The organism is Pseudomonas sp. 15C, assembly GCF_055484735.1.
This window is the reverse complement of the sequence record NZ_JBUDGD010000071.1, coordinates 1-22931: the sequence shown is the minus strand read 5'-3', so window position 1 is coordinate 22931 and position 22931 is coordinate 1. Positions and strand designations below refer to the sequence as shown.

Below are 22931 nucleotides of genomic sequence, written 5' to 3'. Positions count from 1 at the left end.
GTGGGAGCGTAGCGACCGTACGACGAAGTCGTACACAGCGGAAGGAGGTGCAGCGAAGCAAGCCGTAGCCGCTGCGCCCGGAGCGATTCCGTAACGAAGGAACCCCGAGCCCCAGCGAGGGGCCGAACGCCGGGGCAAAGCCTTTTGGTTCCTTTTTGCTGGGCCGGCACTCCGGCGTTTGAAAAAGGGACTCGCTGTAAGAGCGAAACCGCCAGCAGCAGCCCCCGCAGCAACGGATATGCCCCCAATCCCAACTCCAAAAAAAAGGCGCGATTCCAAAGAATGGCGCCTCCTTCACAAGCAGCTGAAGATCAGCTACCCAGCGCCTTGGACGCCAACCAGAACAACCCGGCCGACAACGCCACCGTCGCTGGCAAGGTCAACACCCACGCCAGCAAAATGGTCTTGACCGTGCCACCCTGCAAGCCGCTCTTGTTGGCAACCATGGTCCCGGCCACACCCGAAGACAGCACGTGAGTGGTCGATACCGGCAGGCTGAAAATGTTGGCCATGCCGATCAAACTGGCCGTCGTGATCTGCGCGGACATGCCTTGGGAATAGGTCATGCCTTGCTTGCCGATCTTCTCGCCAATGGTCAGTACCACGCGCTTCCAGCCCACCATGGTGCCCAGGCCCAAGGCCAGGGCGACTGCCAGAATCACCCAGAACGGGGCGTATTCGGTGGTGGTGGTCAGGTCTTTGCGCAGCTTGTCGAGGTCAGCCTTTTCACGGGCTTCGAGGCCTGGCAGCTTGCCGACTTTCTTCGCCGTGTCGTCCAGGCACAGCAGGTAACGACGTACCTCGATGCGGCTTTCCGACGACAGCGAATGGTAGTCCGCTACACCTTTAAGAGTGTGCAGAAGGGCGGAAATGGTCGGTTCGGTCTGCTGCGGGTTGCAGCGGAACTTCTCCGGCAGGTCGCCTTCCACGCTTTTGCCCAAGGCCAGGAATTCACCCAGCGAATCGGCGTTGCGCTGGTAGAACTGGCTCAGGTGCAGAGTCGCGTCGCGGGTGCGTTCGATCTGGTAGGTGGTGCTGTTCAGGTCGAGCACGAACTGCGCAGGCACGATGCCGATCAGTACCAGCATGATCAGGCCGATGCCTTTCTGGCCATCGTTGGAACCGTGCACGAAGCTCACGGCCATGGCCGAGATCACCAGGACCAGACGGTTCCAGAATGGCGGGTGTTTCTTGTCGTCGATCTTGCGGCGCTGTTCCGGCGTCTTGTGCATCTTCGACAGCGGGCGCCACCACTTCAGGCCGATCAGCACCAGTGCGGCGATCAGGAAACCGGCCATCGGCGAGAACACCAGCGAGGCGCCGATGTCGATCGCTTTCTGCCAGTTCACCCCATCTCTCAACGGGATGTCGTTGATCAGCGCGTTGGCCAGGCCGACACCGAGGATCGAGCCGATCAGGGTGTGCGAGCTGGAAGCCGGGATACCGAAGTACCACGTGCCCAGATTCCAGGCGATGGCCGCGGCGAGCAGCGAGAAGACCATTGCCAGGCCATGGCCGGTGTTCACATTGATCAGCAGTTCCACCGGCAGCAGGTGGACGATGGCATACGCCACGCCAACGCCGCCCAGCAGCACGCCGAGGAAATTGAACACGCCGGAAAAGAACACTGCCAGATGCGGCGGCATGGCTTTGGTGTAGATAACAGTGGCTACCGCGTTAGCGGTGTCATGAAATCCATTGATGAACTCGAAGGCGAGGACAAACGTCAGGGCGAGCAAGAGGCTCACAAGCACCCAAGCATCCAGTCCGCTGAATAAATCGATCATGAAGGTTTTCTGACCCGGTCGTAAGGGGGCGCGATTATGCCAGAAAAGACAGGAAATCGATGCCCTGTCTGCTCACTGGTCACACTCTTCTTCAAGTTAATTTGTTGCAGCGCGTTAAAACCAAGCGGTGCGCAGGGTTTTTCAAGTCATTGATTATATTAATAAAATTCGCGTTTTGCCGGCATTTTCAAAGACTGGGCGAACGCTCAAACGCTTGTCTGAAATATCTGTGAAACCTGTAGGACGTCTGTCATCAGCCTGTCAGACGCGAGGATTGCCGCTGCCCGCGGGTAGCGGGCGCGCAAGGCATCGTCGTTTCACCGCGCTTGTAAATGGTGCGGACGCAAACCTTCAAAAACCGCCGCCTGTGTTCAAGGCTCCTCGGCTTTGAGCTCCTTTTCGATTTTTTCGATTTCCTGCTTGAACACCTGATCCTGAACGGTAGGGCGCTTGCGCCAGGCTTTGCGTTCCGGTTCGGGCTGTGCGGCGTAGGTGGTGACTTCCCCGCCGTAAACTTCCTTGTAACGTTGTTCCTGGCGCTCAAGTTCCGCGCGCAGTTCGTCTTTCGTCACAGTGATACCTGTATGAGTTGAGTTGTAAGTCTGGTGAAACGCATGGCAACGAATCGCTCGAGCGCCCCCCATTTCAATGCCTGAACAGGCATTAGTTGAATCGGCGAGCGAACGGGACTTTCGTCTGTCAGGCGGCTACGGCACCCGATAAAACTGACGCAGCATCAGTTTCCTGTTTCGGCGAACGCAGGCGTTGCATGAAAAATGGCGTCTGGCGCTGGCCGGGCTGTCGGTGATGGACATCACCTCAGCGGGTGGCGATCCGGGTCAATGAAGACGGGGCGCCACTGAGGTGCATTATAGCCATCGATTCAGGAATGACTATCTTTGCCAAGTTAAAAACGGTTCTGAATGTGTGGGGGCCTGGTTGCGCGCAAGTTTATTTAGTTGCACTGCGTGCTGGGAACTATTTGCCGGATGATCAGTTTTTGGCGCCATTAAATGAACAACTAACGCATCCATCTAAAACGGGTGTGGTCGAAACGGGCACGTTGACTCGGCGCGAGATGACGGATTGCGATTATCGGTCGACGGTTCGATAATCGCCCAATGTTGCGTTCTCAGCGCTTGTGCATTCGCCTGTGAGCCGTTTGTATAGCCACTGATCCGAGCCGGACCAAGGACCTTGAATGAACGATCAAATGCGCAATTCCTTCACTTCCGTGGCGCCGCCGATCGTCGCTTCGCCGGCCAAGCGTATCCAGGCCCTGACCGGCGATCCGGATTTCATGACCTCATTGGCCCGCGGTCTGGCGGTGGTGCAGGCTTTTCAGGAGCGCAAGCGCCACCTGACCATCGCCCAGATCAGCCACCGCACCGAGATCCCTCGCGCAGCGGTGCGCCGTTGCCTGCACACGCTGATCAAGCTCGGCTACGCCACCACCGACGGTCGCACCTATTCATTGCTGCCGAAAGTGTTGACCCTCGGCCACGCCTATTTGTCATCGACGCCGCTAGCCGTGTCCGCGCAACCGTACCTCGACCGCATGAGCGAGCAACTGCATGAAGCCTGCAACATGGCCACGCTCGAGGGCGACGACATTCTGTACATCGCCCGTTCGGCGACGACCCAGCGGCTGATTTCGGTTGACCTGTCGGTGGGCGGGCGGCTGCCGGCGTATTGCACGTCGATGGGGCGCATTTTGCTGGCAGCACTCGACGATACGTCGCTGGGCGAATACCTCGACCACGCGGAACTGGTGGCCAAGACCAGCCGCACGATCCATACCCCTGACGCCTTGCTCGCCTGCCTGCAAGAGGTGCGGCAGCAGGGCTGGTGCATCGTCGATCAGGAACTGGAACAGGGCCTGCGCTCGATTGCCGTGCCGGTGTATGACGCGTCCGGTCAGGTGGTTGCGGCGCTCAATGTCAGCACCCACGCCGGACGAGTCAGCCGCAGCGAACTGGAGCAGCGCTTTTTGCCGGGCCTGCTCAGCGCCAGTCGCGACCTCAGTGCGCAGTTGTTTGCCTGATGAAGCTGTTCGATAAACGCACAGTGTTGCGTTTATCGAATTGACGCTAAAACCCTCGGATCATTAATGTCGCGGCAGCGTCATCCGGCGCTGACCCGCAGAGTCAGCCCGGACTGCCGACTCCGATAATAATGACAAGAGGCACCTCACCATGCGCATGTTCCCCGACTGTCTGCCTTGCCGACTCTGTTGCCGGATGCAACGCGACGCCTGATTCAAACCCTCTATCCTCATGACCGTGCTGCCCGTTGGCCGGCCATCGTTCGACTGCGTTTTTTGCGTGGAATAAAAATAATGAACCAGCCTCAGTCCGCTGTGGGTAACTGCCTCGATGTGCAGACCTTCATCAATGCCCAACCGATCTCGCGCTACCAGTGGCGGGTGGTAATCCTGTGTTTCCTGATTGTCTTTCTCGATGGCCTCGACACCGCCGCCATGGGTTTCATCGCCCCGGCGTTGTCGCAGGACTGGGGTATCGACCGCGCCAGTCTCGGCCCGGTAATGAGCGCCGCGCTGATCGGCATGGTCTTCGGTGCCCTCGGTTCCGGCCCGCTGGCTGACCGCTTCGGGCGCAAAGTGGTACTGGTCGGTGCTGTGCTGCTGTTCGGCGCTTTCAGCCTGGCGTCGGCTTACAGCACCAATGTCGAACAACTGCTGGTGCTGCGCTTCTTGACCGGTCTCGGCCTGGGCGCGGGGATGCCGAACGCCACCACCTTGCTCTCGGAATACACCCCGGAGCGCAAGAAATCACTGCTGGTGACCAGCATGTTCTGCGGCTTCAACCTGGGCATGGCCGGCGGCGGGTTCATTTCCGCCAAGCTGATTCCGGCCTTTGGCTGGCACAGCCTGCTGCTGATCGGTGGGGTGCTGCCGCTGATCCTTGCTGTGGTCCTGTTGTTCTGGTTGCCGGAATCGGCGCGTTACCTGGTAGTGCGCAACCGTGGCACCGACAAGGTGCGCAAGACGTTGGCGCCGATCGACCCGGTGACCGTGGCCCAAGCCTCGAGCTTCAGCGTGCCGGAACAGAAAACCGTCAAGGCGCGCAACGTTTTCGCGGTAATTTTCTCCGGCACCTACAGCACCGGTACCTTGCTGTTGTGGCTGACCTATTTCATGGGTCTGGTCATCGTTTACCTGCTGACCAGTTGGCTGCCGACGCTGATGCGTGACAGCGGCGCGAGCATGGAACAGGCCGCCTTCATCGGCGCGTTGTTCCAGTTCGGTGGGGTGTTGAGCGCGGTGGGAGTGGGCTGGGCCATGGACCGCTTCAACCCGCACAAGGTCATCGGCACGTTCTACCTGCTGGCCGGGGTGTTTGCCTACGCGGTAGGGCAGAGCCTGGGCAACATCACCTTGCTCGCGACTTTGGTGCTGGTGGCGGGGATGTGCGTCAACGGCGCGCAATCGGCGATGCCGTCGCTGGCGGCACGCTTCTACCCGACGCAAGGCCGCGCCACCGGGGTTTCGTGGATGCTCGGGATTGGCCGCTTCGGCGCGATTCTTGGCGCGTGGATGGGCGCGACGCTGCTGGGCCTGGGCTGGAATTTCGAGCAGGTGCTGACAGCGCTGGTGATTCCGGCCGGGTTGGCAACGGCAGCGGTGGTGATCAAGGGCGTGGTCAGCCATGCGGATGCTACCTGAGTTTAAAGGTCAGAAATTTCTGTGAATGTTCTGGCCTCATCGCGAGCAGGCGAAGGCCTACATTTGGAATGCGTTCCCCTGTAGGCCTTCGCCTGCTCGCGATGCTTTTGATTCGATTGTTAGGGGAACAACAATCCGTTCGATAAACGAACACTCAGTCGATTATCGGATTGTTTGGCCATTTCCCCAGGCTTAATCTTCAGTGACTTCGGCGCTGAACCTCGCGCCTTTTTATCACTGGCGATTCACTACAAAAACGGGAGCCCGCTCCATGGCTGAGATCCTTTCGCTGCACGACGCGGTGAAGCAATTCGTCAACGATGGCGACACCGTCGCGCTCGAAGGCTTCACGCACCTGATCCCTACCGCAGCGGGTCATGAAATCATTCGTCAGGGCAAGAAAGATCTGACGCTGGTGCGGATGACCCCCGACCTGATCTACGACCAACTGATCGGCGCCGGTTGCGCACGCAAGCTGATTTTTTCCTGGGGCGGTAACCCGGGCGTCGGTTCGCTGCATCGTCTGCGCGATGCGGTCGAGAAACAGTGGCCGCATGCGCTGGAAATCGAAGAACACAGCCACGCCGACCTGGCCAACGCCTACGTCGCGGGCGCGTCCGGCCTGCCGTTCGCGGTGCTGCGCGCCTACGCTGGCTCCGACCTGCCGAAGGTCAACCCGCTGATCAAAACCGTCACCTGCCCGTTCACCGGCGAAGTGCTGGCGGCCGTGCCGTCGGTGCGCCCGGACGTCACGGTGATCCATGCGCAGAAAGCCGACCGCAAAGGCAACGTGCTGTTGTGGGGCATTCTTGGCGTGCAGAAAGAAGCCGCTTTGGCGGCCAAGCGTTGCATCGTCACCGTCGAAGAAATCGTTGACGATCTCAACGCACCGATGAACGCCTGCGTCCTGCCGACCTGGGCGCTGAGCGCGGTCTGCCATGTGCCCGGCGGCGCGCATCCGTCCTACGCTCACGGTTACACCGAGCGTGACAATCGGTTCTATCAGGCGTGGGACCCGATCGCTCGGGACCGTGAGACGTTTACCGCGTGGATCGACGAATACATCCATGGCTGCGCTGATTTCAGCGAATTCCAGGCCAGGTTGGCCGCTGCTTCGGAGGCCGAGTAATGACTTACACCACCAATGAAATGATGACCGTTGCCGCGGCGCGGCGCCTGAAGAACGGCTCGGTGTGCTTCGTCGGCATCGGTCTGCCATCGAAAGCCGCCAACCTTGCGCGTCTGACGTCGTCGCCGGATGTGGTGCTGATCTACGAGTCGGGCCCGATCGGTGCCAAGCCGAGCGTGTTGCCGCTGTCCATCGGTGACGGCGAGCTGGCCGAGACTGCAGACACCGTGGTCCCGACCGGTGAGATTTTTCGCTACTGGCTGCAGGGCGGACGCATCGATGTCGGTTTTCTCGGTGCCGCGCAGGTCGACCGTTTCGGCAACATCAACACCACCGTGGTCGGCGATTACTTCTCGCCGAAAGTGCGCCTGCCGGGCGCCGGTGGCGCGCCGGAGATCGCCGGTTCGGCGAAAAGCGTGTTGATCATCCTTAAACAGTCGGCGCGTTCGTTTGTCGACAAGCTCGATTTCATCACTTCGGTCGGCCATGGCGAGGGCGGCGATTCACGCAAGCGTCTGGGCCTGCCGGGCGCCGGGCCGGTGGGGATCATCACCGACCTGTGCATCATGGAACCGGAGCAGGGCACCCATGAATTTGTGGTGACCGCGCTGCATCCGGGCGTGACCCGCGAGCAAGTGGTCGCCGCCACCGGTTGGGCGATTCGTTTTGCCGACAATGTTGAAACCACCGCTGAGCCGACCGAAGTCGAGCTGACCGCGCTGCGCGATCTCGAAGCGCGCACCGCCGCCGCCCACGGTCAGGCACCGGGAGAAGCATGATGCGTGACGTGTATATCTGCGACGCGATTCGCACCCCCATCGGCCGTTTTGGCGGTGGCTTGTCCGCCGTGCGCGCCGACGATCTGGCCGCCATACCGATCAAGGCCTTGATGGAGCGCAACCCATCTGTCGACTGGACTGCCGTCGACGAGGTGTTCCTCGGCTGCGCCAACCAGGCCGGCGAAGACAACCGCAACGTCGCGCGCATGGCCCTGTTGTTGGCAGGTCTGCCGGACAGCGTGCCGGGCGTGACGCTCAATCGCCTCTGCGCTTCGGGCATGGACGCGATTGGTACGGCTTTCCGGGCAATTGCCAGCGGCGAGATGGAGCTGGCGATTGCCGGCGGCGTCGAGTCGATGTCGCGCGCGCCGTTCGTGATGGGCAAGGCTGACGCGGCGTTCTCGCGCAACATGAAACTGGAAGACACCACCATTGGCTGGCGTTTCATCAACCCATTGATGAAAGCGCAATACGGCGTCGACGCGATGCCGCAAACCGCTGACAACGTCGCCGACGACCATAAAGTCTCGCGCGAAGATCAGGACGCGTTCGCCCTGCGCAGTCAGCAACGTACCGCCGCCGCGCAGGCCGCCGGCTACTTCGCTGAAGAAATCGTCGAAGTGCGCATCGCTCACAAGAAGGGCGAAACCGTGGTCAGCCAGGACGAACACCCGCGCGCCGACACTACGATTGAAGCGTTGGCCAAGTTGAAACCGGTCAATGGTGCGGACAAAACCGTTACCGCCGGCAATGCTTCCGGGGTCAACGATGGCGCCGCTGCAATGATTCTGGCTTCTGCCGAAGCGGTAAAAAAACACGGCCTGACCGCCCGCGCAAAAGTGCTCGGCATGGCCAGCGCCGGCGTCGCGCCGCGGGTGATGGGGATCGGCCCGGTGCCAGCGGTGCGCAAACTCACCGAGCGTCTCGGTGTGGCGGTCAGCGATTTCGACGTGATCGAACTCAACGAAGCGTTTGCCAGCCAGGGTCTGGCGGTGTTGCGTGGACTGGGGCTGGCGGATGACGCGGCGCAGGTCAACCCGAACGGCGGCGCAATTGCCCTCGGCCACCCGTTGGGCATGAGCGGTGCGCGGCTGGTCCTGACCGCGCTGCATCATCTGGAAAAGACCGGCGGCAAGAAAGGTCTGGCGACCATGTGCGTCGGTGTTGGCCAAGGTCTGGCCCTGGCCATCGAACGCGTCTGACGCGTTGCGGCATCTATAAGAACTGAGGAAAGCGAAATGACTGACAAGCCTGGTTACCGTCGCCCGCAGGCAGGCACCCAGCCTGAGTACCTGCACCCGACCTACCAATCCACCAACCTGCGCTCGCCGTCCAAGCCATTGGTGCATCTGCCGCACTCGCTGTCGGAAATCACCGGGCCGACCATTGGCGCCGAGCGCCTGGTGGAAAATGACCACGACCTGACCGCCCAGCATGAAGGCGAGCCGTTGGGCGAGCGCATCATCATTCACGGCCGTGTGCTCGATGAAGACGGTTTGCCGGTGCCGGGCATTCTGGTGGAGATCTGGCAGGCCAATGCCGCCGGTCGCTACAACCATGCGCGCGACCTGCACGACGCGCCGCTGGACCCGAACTTCACCGGCACCGGGCGCACCGTCACCGACGCCGATGGCTGGTACCAGTTCCAGACCATCAAGCCCGGCGCCTATCCGTGGGGCAACCACCACAATGCGTGGCGTCCGGCGCATATCCACTTTTCGCTGTTCGGGCCGAGCATTCTCACGCGCCTGGTCACGCAGATGTACTTTCCCGGCGACCCGCTGCTGGCGTACGACCCGATCTACAACTGCGTGCCGGACACCTCGGCCAAGGAACGCCTGATCGCTGCTTTCGATCTGGAAAAAACCATTCCGTCCTACGCCCTCGCTTACCGCTGGGACATCGTGCTGCGCGGGCGTGAAGCCACGCCGATGGAGAAATAAGATGACGCTCAATGCGACCACGTCCCACACCGTCGGGCCGTATTACCACATCGGTCTGACCTGGCTGAACCGCGAAGACCTCGCCAATGAGCAGACCCTCGGCGAACGCCTGGCGATCACTGGGCAGGTGGTGGATGGCAACGGCGATGTCGTCAACGACGCCATGCTCGAAGTCTGGCAGGCCAACGCCGCGGGCAAGTACGACCACCCGGAAGATCATCAGGACAAGCCGCTGGACCCAAACTTCGAAGGCTTCGGCCGGGTACCGGTGGACGGCGAGGGGCGGTTCCGCTTCACCACGATCAAACCGGGCAGCGTGCCGGGTCTGAAAGGCACGACCCAGGCGCCGCATTTGGTGGTGCTGGTGTTTGCCCGTGGCCTGGTCAAGCACTTGCTCACGCGGATCTACTTCGAAGGTGAACCGGCCAACGTCGATGACCCGCTGCTCGAATGCGTACCCGCCGAACGCCGCCAAACCTTGCTGGCCAAGCCGGATGCGTCAGGCGTTTATCAATGGAATGTGATACTGCAAGGCACCGAGGCCGAGACAGTGTTCTTCGATTACTGAACAACACCGCCAACCCCTGTAGGGTGAGCCTGCTCGCGATTGCGGTGTGTCAGGTTGGAATTGTCTGAATGACACACCGCGATCGCGAGCAGGCTCACTCCTACAAGGGAAACGGTGTAGTTGAATGCGTGATCGTCCCACGCTCTGCGTGAAAACGATCAATAGACACCCGATGTGGAACGGGACTGTTGCAAAGTATGTCTAGACTCTCACCGTCCCTTTCGAGTGAAAAACAATGACCACCACCACTTCCCATTACACCGGCGAGGAGCGCAGCAAGCGCATCTTTGCCATTGTCGGCGCCTCGTCCGGCAACCTCGTCGAATGGTTCGACTTCTACGTCTACGCCTTCTGCGCGATCTATTTCGCCCCGGCGTTTTTCCCTTCCGACAACCCGACGGTGCAACTGGTCAACACCGCTGGCGTGTTCGCCGCTGGCTTCCTGATGCGCCCGATTGGCGGTTGGATTTTCGGCCGGGTCGCCGACAAGCACGGGCGCAAGAAATCGATGCTCATCTCGATTCTGATGATGTGCTTCGGCTCGCTGCTGATCGCGTGCCTGCCGACCTATAACTCCATCGGCGTCTGGGCGCCGATCCTGTTGCTGTTCGCACGGCTGCTGCAAGGTCTATCGGTCGGCGGCGAGTACGGCACTACCGCGACTTACATGAGCGAAGTCGCGCTCAAGGGCCAGCGCGGATTTTTCGCCTCGTTCCAATACGTGACCTTGATCGGCGGGCAACTGCTGGCGGTGTCGCTGGTGGTGGTGCTGCAGCAATTTCTCAACGAAGACGAACTGCGTGCCTACGGCTGGCGGATTCCGTTTGTGGTCGGTGCGGTGGCGGCGCTGATTTCGCTGTTCCTGCGGCGCTCGTTGAAGGAAACCACCAACGAAGAAACCCGCGCGCACAAAGATGCCGGCAGCATCAGCGCACTGTTCCGCGAACACAAGGCCGCGTTCATCACCGTGCTCGGTTACACCGCCGGTGGCTCGCTGATTTTCTACACCTTCACCACTTACATGCAGAAGTACTTGGTGAATACCGCGGGCATGCACGCCAAGACCGCCAGCTACATCATGACCGGCGCGCTGTTCTTGTATATGTGCATGCAGCCGCTGTTCGGCATGCTCGCCGACCGGATCGGCCGACGTAACTCGATGCTCTGGTTCGGCGCCCTCGGCACGCTGTTCACCGTGCCGATTCTGCTCAGTCTGAAAAGCGTCAGCAGCCCGTTTCTCGCCTTCGTGTTGATCACCGTGGCGCTGGCGATCGTCAGCTTCTACACCTCGATCAGCGGTCTGGTGAAAGCCGAAATGTTCCCGCCGGAAGTTCGCGCCCTCGGCGTCGGGCTGGCCTACGCGGTGGCCAACGCGATCTTCGGTGGCTCGGCGGAATTCGTCGCCCTGAGCCTGAAAAACATCGGTATGGAAAACTCGTTTTACTGGTACGTGACGGCGATGATGGCGATCGCGTTCCTGTTCAGTTTGCGCTTGCCGAAACAGGCGGCGTATTTGCACCACGATCTCTAACCCGAAATGCGCGGGCCGCCATGGCCCGCGCCGGCAAGGACTTTTATGACTCAGCGACCGGGCAATCAATTGTTCGATGCCTATTTCACTGCCCGCAATATGCGTGAGGTGTTCTGCGATCAGGGCCGGGTGCAGGCGATGCTCGATTTCGAGGCCGCGCTGGCCCGGGCCGAGGCGCGCGTCGGACTGGTTCCGGCGTCTGCCGTGGCACCGATTGCGGCGGCATGTGATGCGCGGCTGTATGACTTCGCCGCACTCGGCGAGGCGATTGCCACGGCTGGCAATTCGGCGATTCCGCTGGTCAAGGCGTTGGGCAAGCAGATTGCCGCGACAGACGCCGAAGCCGAGCGCTACGTGCATCTGGGCGCGACCAGTCAGGACGTGATGGATTCCGGCCTGGTCCTGCAACTGCGTCAGGCGCTGCTGCTGATCGAAAACGAACTGGCGCAACTGGCCGATTCGCTCGCCGTTCAGGCCCAACGGTTTGCCACGACGCCGCTGGCCGGGCGCACCTGGCTGCAGCACGCGACGCCGGTGACCCTCGGCATGAAAATCGCTGGCTGGCTCGGCGCGGTGACGCGCAGTCGTCAACGTCTGCAAGAATTGAAACCGCGCTTGCTGGTCCTGCAATTTGGCGGTGCGTCGGGGACACTGGCGGCGCTGGGGCAACACGCTCTGCCAATCGCCGAAGCCCTGGCCGAAGAGCTGCAACTGCGCCTGCCGGAACAACCGTGGCACACCCAACGTGATCGCATCGTCGAGTTCGGCGCTGTGCTGGGATTGATCGCCGGTAGCCTCGGCAAATTCGGCCGCGACATCAGCCTGTTGATGCAGACCGAGGCCGCTGAGGTCTTCGAACCCGCAGCGCCGGGCAAGGGCGGTTCGTCGACCATGCCGCACAAGCGCAATCCGGTCGGCGCGGCGGTGCTGATCGGTGCAGCGACGCGGGTGCCGGGGCTGGTCTCGACATTGTTCAGCGCCATGCCCCAGGAACACGAACGCAGCCTCGGTTTGTGGCATGCCGAGTGGGAAACCCTGCCGGAGATCTGCTGCCTGGTGTCCGGTTCGCTGCAACAGGCACGCTTGCTCGCTGACGGCCTGGAAGTCGATGCCGAGCGCATGGGCCGCAACCTCGAATTGACTCAGGGGCTGGTGCTGGCCGAAGCGGTGAGCATCGTGCTTGCACAACGGCTTGGTCGCGACACTGCGCATCATCTGCTCGAACAATGCTGCAAACGCGCGGTGGCCGAGCAACGGCATCTGCGCGCGGTGCTCGGTGACGAACCGCAGGTCACTGCGCAACTGAGCAGCGCTGAGCTCGATGATCTTCTCAACCCCGCGCATTACCTCGGTCAGGCCCACGTCTGGGTCGAGCGCGCGGTGGCCGAACACAACGCTTTGACTGTCTGAAGGAGAGGGCTGTGGCTTTCGTTCAACTCGCCGATGGCGAACTGCATTACCAGATTCAAGGGCCGGCGCAGGCGCCGGTGCTGGTGCTGTCCAACTCGCTGGGCACCGACCTGCACATGTGGGACGCGCAGATGCCGGCGTTCACCGAGCATTTTCGCGTGCTGCGTTTCGACACCCGCGGCCACGGCCAATCACTGGTGACCGAAGGGCCGTACAGCATCGAGCAGCTCGGTCACGACGTGCTCGGGTTGCTGGATGCGCTGCACATCGAGCGCGCGCACTTCTGCGGCTTGTCGATGGGCGGGCTGATCGGTCAGTGGCTGGGGATCAATGCCGGGCATCGTTTGCACAAGCTGATCGTCTGCAACACGGCGGCGAAAATCGGTGATCCGTCGGTGTGGAATCCACGTATTGAAACCGTGCTGCGCGATGGCGCGGCGGCGATGGTCGCGCTGCGTGATGCGTCGATTGCGCGCTGGTTCACGCCTGACTTTTCAGCAGCGCATCCCGAGGCGGCGAAGAAGATTACCGACATGCTCGCCGCGACCAATCCACAAGGTTATGCGGCCAACTGCGCAGCGGTGCGCGATGCCGATTTCCGTGAACAACTGGATTCGATCAACGTGCCGTTGCTGGTAATCGCCGGCAGCGAAGATGCGGTGACGCCGCCGTCCGGTGGGCATTTCATTCGCGACAACGTACGCGGTGCGCAGTACGCCGAGTTCTACGCGGCGCACCTGTCCAACGTGCAGGCTGGCGCTGATTTCAGTGATCGAGTTCTGGCGTTTCTGAACGCTTGATAAAGGGGATTTTTCGTGGACGAGAAACAACGTTACGACGAAGGCATGCAAGTCCGCCGCGCGGTGTTGGGCGATGCCCATGTCGACCGCAGCCTGACCACGCTGACCGAGTTCAACTCCGAATTCCAGGAGATGATCACCCGTCACGCCTGGGGCGATATCTGGACACGCCCGGGCCTGCCACGCCACACCCGCAGCCTGATCACCATCGCCATGCTCATCGGTATGAACCGCGAAGGCGAACTGAAACTGCACCTGCGCGCCGCCGCCAATAACGGCGTGAGCCGCAGCGAGATCAAGGAAGTGATCATGCAGAGCGCGATTTACTGCGGAATACCGGCAGCGAATGCGACGTTTCATCTGGCCGAATCGGTGTGGGATGAACTCGGGGTTGAATCCCGGGAGTAATGACGTCTGAGCTGCCGCCATCGCTGGCAAGCCAGCTCCCACAGGTTTTATGTTGTGCGCAAGATTTTCTGTTCAATGAACATCCCTGTGGGAGCTGGCTTGCCAGCGATAGCGGTGTCTCAGCCATATGTAATTCGACTGACCTGACGCCATCGCTGGCAAGCCAGCTCCCACAAGTTTTATATTTTGCGCAAGATTTTTTGTTCAATGACCCTCCCTGTGGGAGCTGGCTTGCCAGCGATAGCGGTGTATCAGTCACATGAAATTCGACTGATCTGCCGCCATCGCGAGCAGGCTCACTCCTACAATTGGATCGTGTTTACAGCAGGCTGATCGGGTAGCTGACGATCAAGCGGTTCTCATCGAACTCGTTGTTGCTGAAATCCCGGCGCATGGTCGAGTTGCGCCATCTGACGTTCAAATCCTTGAGTGTGCCGCTCTGCACGGTGTAGCCCAGTTCCGATTCGCGGCCCCATTCCTTGCCGTCGGTGATGGTGCCGGTGTGCACGTTGTCGCCGCTGATGTAGCGGTTCATCAGGGTCAGGCCGGGGATGCCGGCGGCGGCGAAGTTGTAGTCGTGACGCAACTGCCAGGAGCGTTCCTGGGCATTGTCGTAACTGGCGTTGTAGCTGTCGTTGGCCAGCGTCCCGCCGCTGGTGCCGTTGACCCGCATCCACGCGCTGTCGCCGGTGAGTTTCTGCAGGCCGACGTAGAAGGTGCTGCCGCCGTATTTGGCCGAGAACATCCCGTACCAGGTTTTGTTATCCAGATCGCCGGCGCGGGCGCTGCCGTCCTCCTTGCCATAAAAGAAGCCGAGGTTGGCGCCCAGCGTCCAGTCGCCGAGCGGCTGGCTGTGCAGCACATTGAGGTACTGCTGGCTGTAGATGTCCTTGAGCTGGGCGTTCCATAAACCGATCTGCGTCCGCTTGTCGTTGAACAGGTATTCGCCGCCCTGGAAGTTGAATCGGTCGGAAGTGAACGCGGCTTTGCCGGTCATCGACAGGTCGCTCATGCTGCTGTCATCACGTGGGCTGTTGGCGCGGAACTGGCCGCCATACAGAGTCAGGCCGTCGATTTCCTTTGAGGTGATCTGACCGCCGCGAAAGGTCTGTGGCAGCGAACGGCCGTCGTCCGAACGCAGGATCGGCAGCACCGGCATCCACTCGCCGACCTTCACTTCAGTCTGGGAAAACTTCGCTTTGAAAGCGACGTTGGTGCGGCCGAAATTATCGGCCGGGCGACCGTCGCGATCCAGCGGCAACAGTTGCGTGCCGCCAGTGCCTTTACCGCCATCGAGCTTGACCGAATACAGCCCCAGCACATCCATGCCGAAGCCGACGGTGCCTTGGGTGAAACCGGATTTGGCGTCGAGGATGAAACTTTGCGTCCACTCTTCAGCCTTGCCCTGGGCCTTGGTCGGGTTGGTGAAGTTGCGGTTGATGTAGAAGTTGCGCAGGTTCAGGTTGACCTTGGCGCCTTCGACGAAACCGGCTTCTTCGGCTGCGGCGGGCAGGGCCGCGCCGGCCAGGGCCAAAGCGATCAGACCAGGAAGTGCGCAGGGCGCAGAGGAAGCTTTCATGGGCGTGGGTCTCTCTTGTTTTTTTGGGGCGAACGAGGGCGCTGGCGCCGGTTTTTCAAGGCGCAGACGGGAAACACATTGGAGGATGAAAAGGATTGATCAGCCGGGCGGGGCAGGGGGCGGGAGCATGGTGTCGGACCTGATGTTATTGGTTTTGTTGAGTGAATGGTGCGGGGCGCGCGGGGCTGGATTCAATTGGTTAAAGCGGGTTTTGGGCGGTTATCGAACGCAAGATGCAGACGTGACTTGTGGTGACTGGGCGGCCGCCATCGCTGGCAAGCCAGCTCCCACAATGTTCTCGGGTGTACCCAAATGATTTGAACAACCCAAACCCTGTGGGAGCTGGCTTGCCAGCGATGGGGCCAGTTCAGGCGATAGAGCTTTCTGCCAGGCAACAAAAAGCCCACCAACCGGTGGGCTCCTTGTGTTCAGCGGATGATGATCAGAACAGCTTCATCTTCGGTGCTTCTTCTTTCAGCGGTTCGTTCTGCGCGGTCTGCGCATTCCAGCCGCCGCCCAAGGCCTTGTACAGGTTGACCGCACTGGTCAGCTGCGCGAGGCGGTCGGTGATCAGCGCCTGTTGCGCGCTGAACAACTGACGCTGGGCGTCGAGGAAGGTCAGGTTGCTGTCGACCCCGATGCGGTAGCGACGTTCGGCCAGGCGGTAGTAATCCTGGTTGGCCTGCACGAAGTCACGCTGCGCTTGCAACTGCTCGGTGTAGGTCTGACGCGCGGCGAGGCCGTCGGCGACTTCCTGGAAGGCCGTTTGAATGGACTTCTCGTAGTTCGCCACGCCAATGTCCTTCTGGATCTTGGCGTAGTCGAGGCTGGCGCGCAGGCTGCCAGCGTTGAAGATCGGGAGGTTGATCTGCGGCTGGAACAGCCACGTTCCCGAACCGCCCTTGAACAGGCCGGACAGGTCCGGGCTCAGGCTGCCTGCGTTGGCAGTCAGGCTGATGCTCGGGAAGAACGCCGCACGCGCCGCGCCGATGTTGGCGTTGGCGGCCTTCAGGTTGTATTCGGCCTGAAGAATGTCCGGACGCCGCTGCAGCAGATCCGACGGCAGACCGGCCGGCACATCGCTGAGCAGGTCATCGGACAGCGGCTTGGCCGTCTGCAGATTGGCGGGAATACCGGTGCCAAGCAGCAGGGTCAGGCTGTTTTCATCCTGCGCGACCTGGCGGGTATAACGCGCCAGTTGTGCCCGGGCGTTTTCCACGGAAGTGCGTGACTGCGCCAGATCCAGCGCCGAGGCCACACCGACCTCGTTGCTGCGGCTGGTCAGCTTGTAGCTTTCTTCGAAGGCACCGAGGGTGTCCTGGGTCAGCTTGAGCAGTTCCTTGTCCGCTTGCCAGGTCAGGTAGGCATTGGCGACGTTGGCGACCAGACTGATCTGCGTGCTGCGCCGTGCTTCTTCGGTGGCGAAGTATTGTTGCAGCGCTTGCTCGCTCAGGCTGCGCACCCGACCGAACAGGTCAAGTTCGTAGGCGCTGATGCCGACCGTGGCCGAGTACGAGCTGGTGATACCGGCTTCACCGGTCTGCGAGGCACGGGCCGGCAGACGCTGGCGACTGCCGGCACCATTGGCCGACACCGCCGGGAACAGATCGGCGCGCTGGATGCGGTATTGAGCCGCGTACGCGTCGATGTTCAGCGCCGCGACACGCAGGTCGCGGTTGTTTTCCAGAGCTACCTGGATCAGCTGTTGCAGCGCCGGGTCATGGAAAAACTGCTTCCAGCCCTGCTCGGCAGCGGTCTGCGCCGGTGCCTGGGCCGGCGAATACGCCGGCCCCTGCGGGTACTGGCCTGCGACCGGAGCCTCAGGCTGCTGATAGTCAGGTATCAGCGAGCAACCGCTCAGCACGAAGGCGGCGACTGCGATGGAGAGTAGCGACTTGCTCATTGGCCAGCCTCTTTAGGAGTTTCAGGCGTTTCATCCGTGTCAGCGTTTTTGCGCTGGCCCATGGACGAAACCGTAACGAAGAACAGTGGGACCCAGAAGATCGCCAGGATCGTGGCCGTGAGCATACCGCCAATCACGCCCGTACCGATCGCATGCTGACTACCCGAGCCTGCGCCCGTGGAGATCGCCAACGGTACAACACCGAGGACGAAAGCCAGCGAGGTCATGATGATCGGTCGCAGACGCATGCGGCAGGCTTCGATCGCCGCGTCACGCAGGCTGCGCCCTTGCTCATGCAGTTCCTTGGCGAACTCGACGATCAGAATGGCGTTTTTAGCCGCCAGACCGATGGTCGTCAACAGGCCTACCTGGAAGTACACGTCGTTGGACAGACCGCGCAGGCTGGTGGCCAGCAGCGCACCGATGATCCCCAGCGGTACCACGAGCATAACGGCGATCGGAATCGACCAGCTCTCGTACAACGCCGCCAGACACAGGAACACCATCAGCAGCGACAGGGCGTACAGCGCTGGCGCCTGCGAGCCCGACAGACGTTCCTCGTAGGACAGACCCGTCCAGGAGATACCGACACCGGCCGGCAGCTTCTTGGCGATCGCTTCGACTTCGGCCATCGCTTCACCGGTGGAGTAACCCGGCGCCGGAGAACCGAGGATCTCCATCGCTTCCACACCGTTGTAACGCGCCAGTTTCGGCGAACCGTAAATCCACTCGCCCTTGGCGAACGCGGAGAACGGCACCATGGTCCCGGCGCTGTTGCGCACGTACCATTTCTTCAGGTCTTCAGGGCTCATGCGAGCACCGGCCTGACCTTGTACGTAAACCTTCTTCACACGACCACGGTCGATGAAGTCGTTGACGTAGCTACTACCGAAGGAGATCGACAGGGTGCTGTTGATGTCGGTGAGGCTCAAGCCAAGGGCCTGGGCTTTCTCGTCGTCGATTTCCAGGTGGTATTGCGGTTCATCGTTGAGGCCGTTCGGACGCACCTGATAGAGCACCTTGCTCTGAGCGGCGAGGCCGAGGAACTGGTTACGCGCTTCCATCAGCTTGTCGTGACCGATACCGGCGCGGTCTTGCAGGAACACGTCGAAACCGGTGGCGTTACCCAACTCCAATACCGCAGGCGGGGCGAAAGCGAACACCATGGCATCGCGGAAAGTGAAGAAGTGTTGCTGGGCACGTTGGGCCAGGGCAAACACGCTGTTGTCCGCGTTACGCTCATCCCACGGCTTGAGCATGATGAACGCCAGGCCAGAACTCTGACCGCGACCGGCGAAGTTGAAGCCGTTTACGGTGAACACCGAGGACACTGCGCCTGCTTCTTTATCCAGCAGGTAGCTGCGCATTTCGTCGATCACCACCTGAGTACGCTCGGCGCTCGAACCGGCCGGGGTCTGGACCTGGGCGAACAGTACGCCCTGGTCTTCTTCCGGCAGGAACGCGGTCGGAATGCGGGTGAACAGCCAGATCATGCCGACGACGATCAGCAGGTAGGCCAGCAGATACGGGATCTTGCGCTGGAGCATGTTGCCGACACCGCGCTCGTAGCTTCTGACACCACTGTCGAACGTGCGGTTGAACCAGCCAAAGAAGCCTTTCTTCGGCGTGCCGTGCTCACCTTTCGGAATCGCCTTGAGCATGGTCGCGCACAGGGCCGGGGTGAAGATCAACGCCACCAGCACCGACAGGGCCATGGCCGAAACGATGGTGATCGAGAACTGCTTGTAGATCACACCGGTAGAGCCGCTGAAGAACGCCATCGGCAGCAGTACCGCCGACAGTACCAGCGCGATACCGACCAGGGCGCCCTGAATCTGGCCCATGGATTTCTTGGTCGCTTCCTTCGGTGACAAGCCTTCTTCGCTCATCACCCGCTCGACGTTTTCCACCACGACGATGGCGTCGTCCACCAGCAAGCCGATCGCCAGCACCATACCGAACATGGTCAGGGTGTTGATGCTGAAACCGAACGCCGCGAGGATGCCGAACGTACCCAGCAATACCACCGGCACGGTCATCGTGGTGATGACGGTGGCGCGGAAGTTCTGCAGGAACAGGAACATCACCAAAAACACCAGCACGATCGCTTCGACCAGGGTTTCAACCACACCCTTGATCGACTCGGTCACCACCGGCGTGGTGTCGTACGGGAATACCACTTCCATGCCTTGCGGGAAGAACGGCTTGAGGTCGTCAATCGTCTTGCGCAGCGCCTTGGCGGTGTCGAGGGCGTTGGCACCGTTGGCCAGTTTTACCGCCAGACCAGAAGCCGGACTGCCGTTGAACTGCGCAGAAATGCTGGAGTTTTCACCGCCCAGGCCGACATCGGCGACATCGCCGACGCGTACTTGCGAGCCGTCCTGGTTGACCTTCAGCAGAATCGCCTTGAACTGCTCGGCAGTCTGCAGGCGGGTCTTGCCGATGATCGTTGCGTTCAGTTGCTGGCCTGGCAGCGCCGGCAAACCGCCGAGCTGACCGGACGACACCTGGACGTTCTGCGCCGAGATCGCCGTGCTGACATCGCCCGGGGTCAGGTTGTACTTGTTCAGCTTGGCCGGGTCGAGCCAGATGCGCATCGCGTACTGGGCACCGAAGACCTGGAAGTCACCGACACCGGCGGTCCGCGAGATCGGGTCTTGCATGTTCGACACGATGTAGTTGGACAAGTCGTCCTTGGTCATGCTGCCGTCACGCGAGACCACACCGATCACCAGCAAGAAGTTTTTCACTGCCTTGGTGACGCGGATACCTTGTTGCTGCACTTCCTGCGGCAACAGCGGGGTGGCCAGGTTCAGCTTGTTCTGGACCTGTACCTGCGCGGTGTCGGAGTTGGTGCCTTGCTCGAAGGTCGCGGTGATGGTCATGCTGCCGTCGGAGTTACTTTCCGAGGACACATAACGCAGGTTGTCGATACCGTTGAGCTGCTGCTCGATCACCTGGACCACGGTGTCCTGCACGGTTTGCGCCGAAGCGCCCGGGTAGGTCACGGAGATCGCAATGGCCGGTGGCGCAATGCTCGGGTATTGGTTGATCGGCAATTTCAGGATCGAAAGCGCCCCGACCAGCATGATCACCAAGGCAATTACCCAGGCGAAAATCGGACGGTCGATAAAGAATTTTGACATGGATTACTCCCCTTTGCCGCCGGCGGCTTTGTCAGCTGCCTGTGCGGGGGCCGGGTTCTTGGTGCCGACGTTGGTCGCTTCGGTCGGTTTGACCTCCACACCTGGTTTGACGTACTGCAGACCCTCGGTGATCAGACGATCGCCAGCCTTCAGGCCGTCTTCGATCAGCCACTGGCTGCCGACGGTGCGGCTGGCCTTGAGCTGACGCAGTTCGACCTTGTTGTCCGGGCCGACGACCAGTGCGGTCGGCGTGCCTTTGAGGTCGCGGGTCACGCCTTGCTGCGGCGCAAGAATGGCTGCGGCGTTGACACCGGCCTGCAACTGGGCGCGTACGAACATGCCCGGCAACAGGGTGTGATCCGGGTTCGGGAACACGGCGCGCAGGGTCACCGAGCCGGTGGTCGGGTCGACCGTCACCTCGGAGAATTCCAGCTTGCCGTCCAGCTTGTACTGGGTGCCGTCCTCGAGGGTCAGCTTCACTGCAGCGGCGTTGTCGCCGGACTTCTGCAGACGACCGCTTTCCAGCTCGCGGCGCAGTTGCAGCAGTTCGACCGACGACTGGGTCACGTCGACGTAAATCGGGTCCAGTTGCTGGATCGTCGCCATCGCATCGGCCTGGCCATTGCTGACCAGCGCACCTTCGGTGACGGCGGAACGACCGATACGGCCAGAGATCGGCGCGTAAACCTTGGTGTAGCGCACATTGATCTGCGCCGTCTGCAACGACGCTTCCGATTCCATGCGGTTGGCCACAGCGGTGTCGTATTCCTGACGGCTGACGGCCTGTTCATCGACCAGTTGCTTGTAGCGGTCGGAGATCGACTTGGTCGAACGCAGGTTGGCTTCGGCGCTTTTCAGGGTCGCTTCATAGACCGACGGATCGATCTGATACAGCTGCTGGCCGGCTTTGACGTCGGCACCTTCCTTGAACAGGCGCTTGAGAATGATGCCGTTGACCTGTGGACGCACTTCGGCGATGCGGAACGCACTGGTGCGGCCCGGCAGTTCGGAAGTCAGGGTAAAGGCCTGGGGTTGCAGGGTGACGACGCCGACCTGAGGGGGCGGAGCGGCCGGAGCCGCTTCTTCCTTTTTACATCCGCTGAGCAGCGATGCCAGGGCGACGGCAGTGACCAGAGCGGTAACAGCTGGCTTGAATTGCATGAAGATCCTCGGGTCAGGCGCGCACAAAGCGCACAAGAAGTGTGAAAGGGTAAAAAATGCGTACCGGGTGGATAAGTAGCTTGCTAAGGAATATACTTACGTTCATGGTTGTTTGTAAATACCTTCGGCGTGTACCCACCCCGTTACAAAAGTCGTCGCAAGGTTCGAAATTGTAGGCTGGGGAGACGATTCACGAGAGATCGCCCCCTCTTTATTCAGCGGATATTCAGCCATCCCTGAAACATCCTGTTTGAGGTTTTACTGCCATGGTCCGTCGTACCAAAGAAGAAGCTCAGGAAACCCGCAGCCAGATTCTGGAAGCGGCCGAGAAAGCCTTCTATGAAAGGGGGGTTGCCCGCACGACCCTGGCGGACATCGCGACCCTGGCCGGCGTGACGCGCGGTGCCATTTACTGGCATTTCAGCAACAAGGCCGATCTGGTCCAGGCGATGCTCGACAGCCTGCACGAGCCGCTGGAAGAACTGGCCAAGGCCAGCGAAAGCGAGGACGAACCGGACCCACTGGGCTGCATGCGGCAGTTGCTGATTCATTTGTTTCATCAAGTTGCGCTGGACCCGAAAACCCGGCGCATCAACGAAGTTCTGTTTCATAAGTGCGAATTCACCGATGAAATGTGCGATCTGCGCCAGCAGCGCCGGACGGCCAGTCTCGAATGCAACGTGCGCATCGGCCTGACCCTGCGTAATGCGGTGAATCGCGGCCAGTTGCCGGAAGATCTCGACACCGCCCGTGCGGCTGTCAGCATTCACGCCTATATCGACGGCTTGCTGTATGGCTGGCTGCTCGCACCGGACAGCTTCGAACTGCACGCCGAGGCCGAGCGTTGGGTCGACACCGGGCTGGACATGCTGCGCCTGAGCCCCGGCCTGCGCAAATGAAACAAAATGCGTAATTGACACAGCTTATGTCAATTGGCCGGCCTTTATACAGGTTGGCAGCGGGGGAGTTTATACGTAGCAAGCTGCGCATTTTGTAGGGAAATTGTGTCGCTCTTGTGAAATTTGGTTGCCCGTTTGCCCTCACCCTAGCCCTCTCCCGGAGGGAGAGGGAACTGACCGCGTTGTTGACTCAATCTACGCCG

The 22931-nt window shown here is 60.9% G+C and carries 18 protein-coding genes; 12 read left to right on the top strand and 6 right to left on the bottom strand.

Annotation, left to right across the window (positions count from 1 at the left end):
* Window positions 1-311: 311 nt before the first annotated feature.
* Both ACYYKW_RS23955 and ACYYKW_RS23950 read right to left on the bottom strand, forming a co-directional pair.
* Complete coding sequence (locus ACYYKW_RS23955; protein ID WP_093103960.1) at window positions 312-1787, bottom strand: inorganic phosphate transporter; 1476 nt, start codon at window positions 1785-1787, stop codon at window positions 312-314.
* A gap of 371 nt (window positions 1788-2158) precedes the next feature.
* Entirely contained in the window at window positions 2159-2359 is a 201-nt protein-coding gene (locus ACYYKW_RS23950) for a hypothetical protein (RefSeq protein ID WP_008080067.1), read from the bottom strand.
* Between the two features lie 629 nt (window positions 2360-2988).
* Here ACYYKW_RS23950 and pcaR point away from each other — a divergent pair.
* The 11 genes from pcaR (at window position 2989) to pcaC (ending at window position 14040) form a co-directional block, all read left to right on the top strand.
* Window positions 2989-3831, top strand: coding sequence for a pca regulon transcriptional regulator PcaR (pcaR, locus tag ACYYKW_RS23945; protein WP_090282140.1), 843 nt, complete (start codon window positions 2989-2991; stop codon window positions 3829-3831).
* Window positions 3832-4125: 294 nt separating this feature from the next.
* Window positions 4126-5472 (top strand): 4-hydroxybenzoate transporter PcaK, encoded by a 1347-nt coding sequence (pcaK, locus tag ACYYKW_RS23940; protein ID WP_464991345.1) that lies wholly within the window; start codon window positions 4126-4128, stop codon window positions 5470-5472.
* Between the two features lie 271 nt (window positions 5473-5743).
* A complete protein-coding gene (locus tag ACYYKW_RS23935; RefSeq protein ID WP_336355050.1) occupies window positions 5744-6601 on the top strand; it encodes a CoA transferase subunit A in 858 nt (285 codons plus the stop codon).
* On the top strand, window positions 6601-7380 hold the full coding sequence (locus tag ACYYKW_RS23930; protein WP_336355051.1) for a CoA-transferase subunit beta: 780 nt from the start codon (window positions 6601-6603) through the stop codon (window positions 7378-7380). Before ACYYKW_RS23935 ends, ACYYKW_RS23930 begins: the two co-directional genes overlap by 1 nt.
* Complete coding sequence (pcaF, locus tag ACYYKW_RS23925) at window positions 7377-8582, top strand: 3-oxoadipyl-CoA thiolase (protein WP_172833291.1); 1206 nt, start codon at window positions 7377-7379, stop codon at window positions 8580-8582. Before ACYYKW_RS23930 ends, pcaF begins: the two co-directional genes overlap by 4 nt.
* A gap of 36 nt (window positions 8583-8618) precedes the next feature.
* Window positions 8619-9323 carry a protocatechuate 3,4-dioxygenase subunit beta gene (gene pcaH / locus ACYYKW_RS23920; protein ID WP_206416058.1) on the top strand — a complete coding sequence of 235 codons (705 nt, stop codon included), beginning with the start codon at window positions 8619-8621 and terminating at the stop codon, window positions 9321-9323.
* 1 nt (window position 9324) lies between these two features.
* The gene (gene pcaG / locus ACYYKW_RS23915; RefSeq protein ID WP_093103943.1) at window positions 9325-9891 is read left to right on the top strand and encodes a protocatechuate 3,4-dioxygenase subunit alpha; all 567 of its coding nucleotides are present in this window, start codon (window positions 9325-9327) and stop codon (window positions 9889-9891) included.
* 235 nt (window positions 9892-10126) lie between these two features.
* Window positions 10127-11422 carry an MFS family transporter gene (locus ACYYKW_RS23910; protein WP_464991344.1) on the top strand — a complete coding sequence of 432 codons (1296 nt, stop codon included), beginning with the start codon at window positions 10127-10129 and terminating at the stop codon, window positions 11420-11422.
* A gap of 45 nt (window positions 11423-11467) precedes the next feature.
* Entirely contained in the window at window positions 11468-12832 is a 1365-nt protein-coding gene (locus ACYYKW_RS23905; protein ID WP_464991343.1) for a 3-carboxy-cis,cis-muconate cycloisomerase, read from the top strand.
* 11 nt (window positions 12833-12843) lie between these two features.
* The gene (gene pcaD / locus ACYYKW_RS23900; protein ID WP_464991342.1) at window positions 12844-13632 is read left to right on the top strand and encodes a 3-oxoadipate enol-lactonase; all 789 of its coding nucleotides are present in this window, start codon (window positions 12844-12846) and stop codon (window positions 13630-13632) included.
* A gap of 15 nt (window positions 13633-13647) precedes the next feature.
* Window positions 13648-14040: a 4-carboxymuconolactone decarboxylase gene (pcaC, locus tag ACYYKW_RS23895; RefSeq protein ID WP_095113833.1), complete on the top strand. Its 393-nt coding sequence runs from the start codon at window positions 13648-13650 to the stop codon at window positions 14038-14040.
* A gap of 319 nt (window positions 14041-14359) precedes the next feature.
* Here pcaC and ACYYKW_RS23890 read toward each other — a convergent pair whose 3' ends face one another.
* From ACYYKW_RS23890 to emhA, 4 genes are all read right to left on the bottom strand, one after another.
* Window positions 14360-15619 carry an OprD family porin gene (locus ACYYKW_RS23890; protein WP_093103929.1) on the bottom strand — a complete coding sequence of 420 codons (1260 nt, stop codon included), beginning with the start codon at window positions 15617-15619 and terminating at the stop codon, window positions 14360-14362.
* 442 nt (window positions 15620-16061) lie between these two features.
* Window positions 16062-17522 carry an efflux RND transporter outer membrane subunit EmhC gene (gene emhC / locus ACYYKW_RS23885; protein WP_093103926.1) on the bottom strand — a complete coding sequence of 487 codons (1461 nt, stop codon included), beginning with the start codon at window positions 17520-17522 and terminating at the stop codon, window positions 16062-16064.
* Window positions 17519-20668, bottom strand: a complete 3150-nt coding sequence (gene emhB / locus ACYYKW_RS23880; protein WP_258450214.1) for an efflux RND transporter permease subunit EmhB — start codon at window positions 20666-20668, stop codon at window positions 17519-17521. Before emhB ends, emhC begins: the two co-directional genes overlap by 4 nt.
* Before the next feature lie 3 nt (window positions 20669-20671).
* Window positions 20672-21829 carry an efflux RND transporter periplasmic adaptor subunit EmhA gene (gene emhA / locus ACYYKW_RS23875; protein ID WP_090282155.1) on the bottom strand — a complete coding sequence of 386 codons (1158 nt, stop codon included), beginning with the start codon at window positions 21827-21829 and terminating at the stop codon, window positions 20672-20674.
* Between the two features lie 266 nt (window positions 21830-22095).
* On the opposite strand from emhA, the gene emhR reads away from it, so the two are divergent.
* Window positions 22096-22728: an efflux system transcriptional repressor EmhR gene (gene emhR / locus ACYYKW_RS23870; protein WP_464991341.1), complete on the top strand. Its 633-nt coding sequence runs from the start codon at window positions 22096-22098 to the stop codon at window positions 22726-22728.
* The last annotated feature ends 203 nt before the right edge of the window (window positions 22729-22931 follow it).

Bases quoted from the DNA above. Each gene is read 5' to 3' on its own strand.
- ACYYKW_RS23955 (WP_093103960.1), bottom strand. From the start codon at position 1,787: ATGATCGATTTATTCAGCGGACTGGATGCTTGGGTGCTTGTGAGCCTC.
- pcaR (WP_090282140.1), top strand. From the start codon at position 2,989: ATGAACGATCAAATGCGCAATTCCTTCACTTCCGTGGCGCCGCCGATC.
- pcaK (WP_464991345.1), top strand. From the start codon at position 4,126: ATGAACCAGCCTCAGTCCGCTGTGGGTAACTGCCTCGATGTGCAGACC.
- ACYYKW_RS23935 (WP_336355050.1), top strand. From the start codon at position 5,744: ATGGCTGAGATCCTTTCGCTGCACGACGCGGTGAAGCAATTCGTCAAC.
- ACYYKW_RS23930 (WP_336355051.1), top strand. From the start codon at position 6,601: ATGACTTACACCACCAATGAAATGATGACCGTTGCCGCGGCGCGGCGC.
- pcaF (WP_172833291.1), top strand. From the start codon at position 7,377: ATGATGCGTGACGTGTATATCTGCGACGCGATTCGCACCCCCATCGGC.
- pcaH (WP_206416058.1), top strand. From the start codon at position 8,619: ATGACTGACAAGCCTGGTTACCGTCGCCCGCAGGCAGGCACCCAGCCT.
- pcaG (WP_093103943.1), top strand. From the start codon at position 9,325: ATGACGCTCAATGCGACCACGTCCCACACCGTCGGGCCGTATTACCAC.
- ACYYKW_RS23910 (WP_464991344.1), top strand. From the start codon at position 10,127: ATGACCACCACCACTTCCCATTACACCGGCGAGGAGCGCAGCAAGCGC.
- ACYYKW_RS23905 (WP_464991343.1), top strand. From the start codon at position 11,468: ATGACTCAGCGACCGGGCAATCAATTGTTCGATGCCTATTTCACTGCC.
- ACYYKW_RS23890 (WP_093103929.1), bottom strand. From the start codon at position 15,619: ATGAAAGCTTCCTCTGCGCCCTGCGCACTTCCTGGTCTGATCGCTTTG.
- emhC (WP_093103926.1), bottom strand. From the start codon at position 17,522: ATGAGCAAGTCGCTACTCTCCATCGCAGTCGCCGCCTTCGTGCTGAGC.
- emhB (WP_258450214.1), bottom strand. From the start codon at position 20,668: ATGTCAAAATTCTTTATCGACCGTCCGATTTTCGCCTGGGTAATTGCC.
- emhA (WP_090282155.1), bottom strand. From the start codon at position 21,829: ATGCAATTCAAGCCAGCTGTTACCGCTCTGGTCACTGCCGTCGCCCTG.
- emhR (WP_464991341.1), top strand. From the start codon at position 22,096: ATGGTCCGTCGTACCAAAGAAGAAGCTCAGGAAACCCGCAGCCAGATT.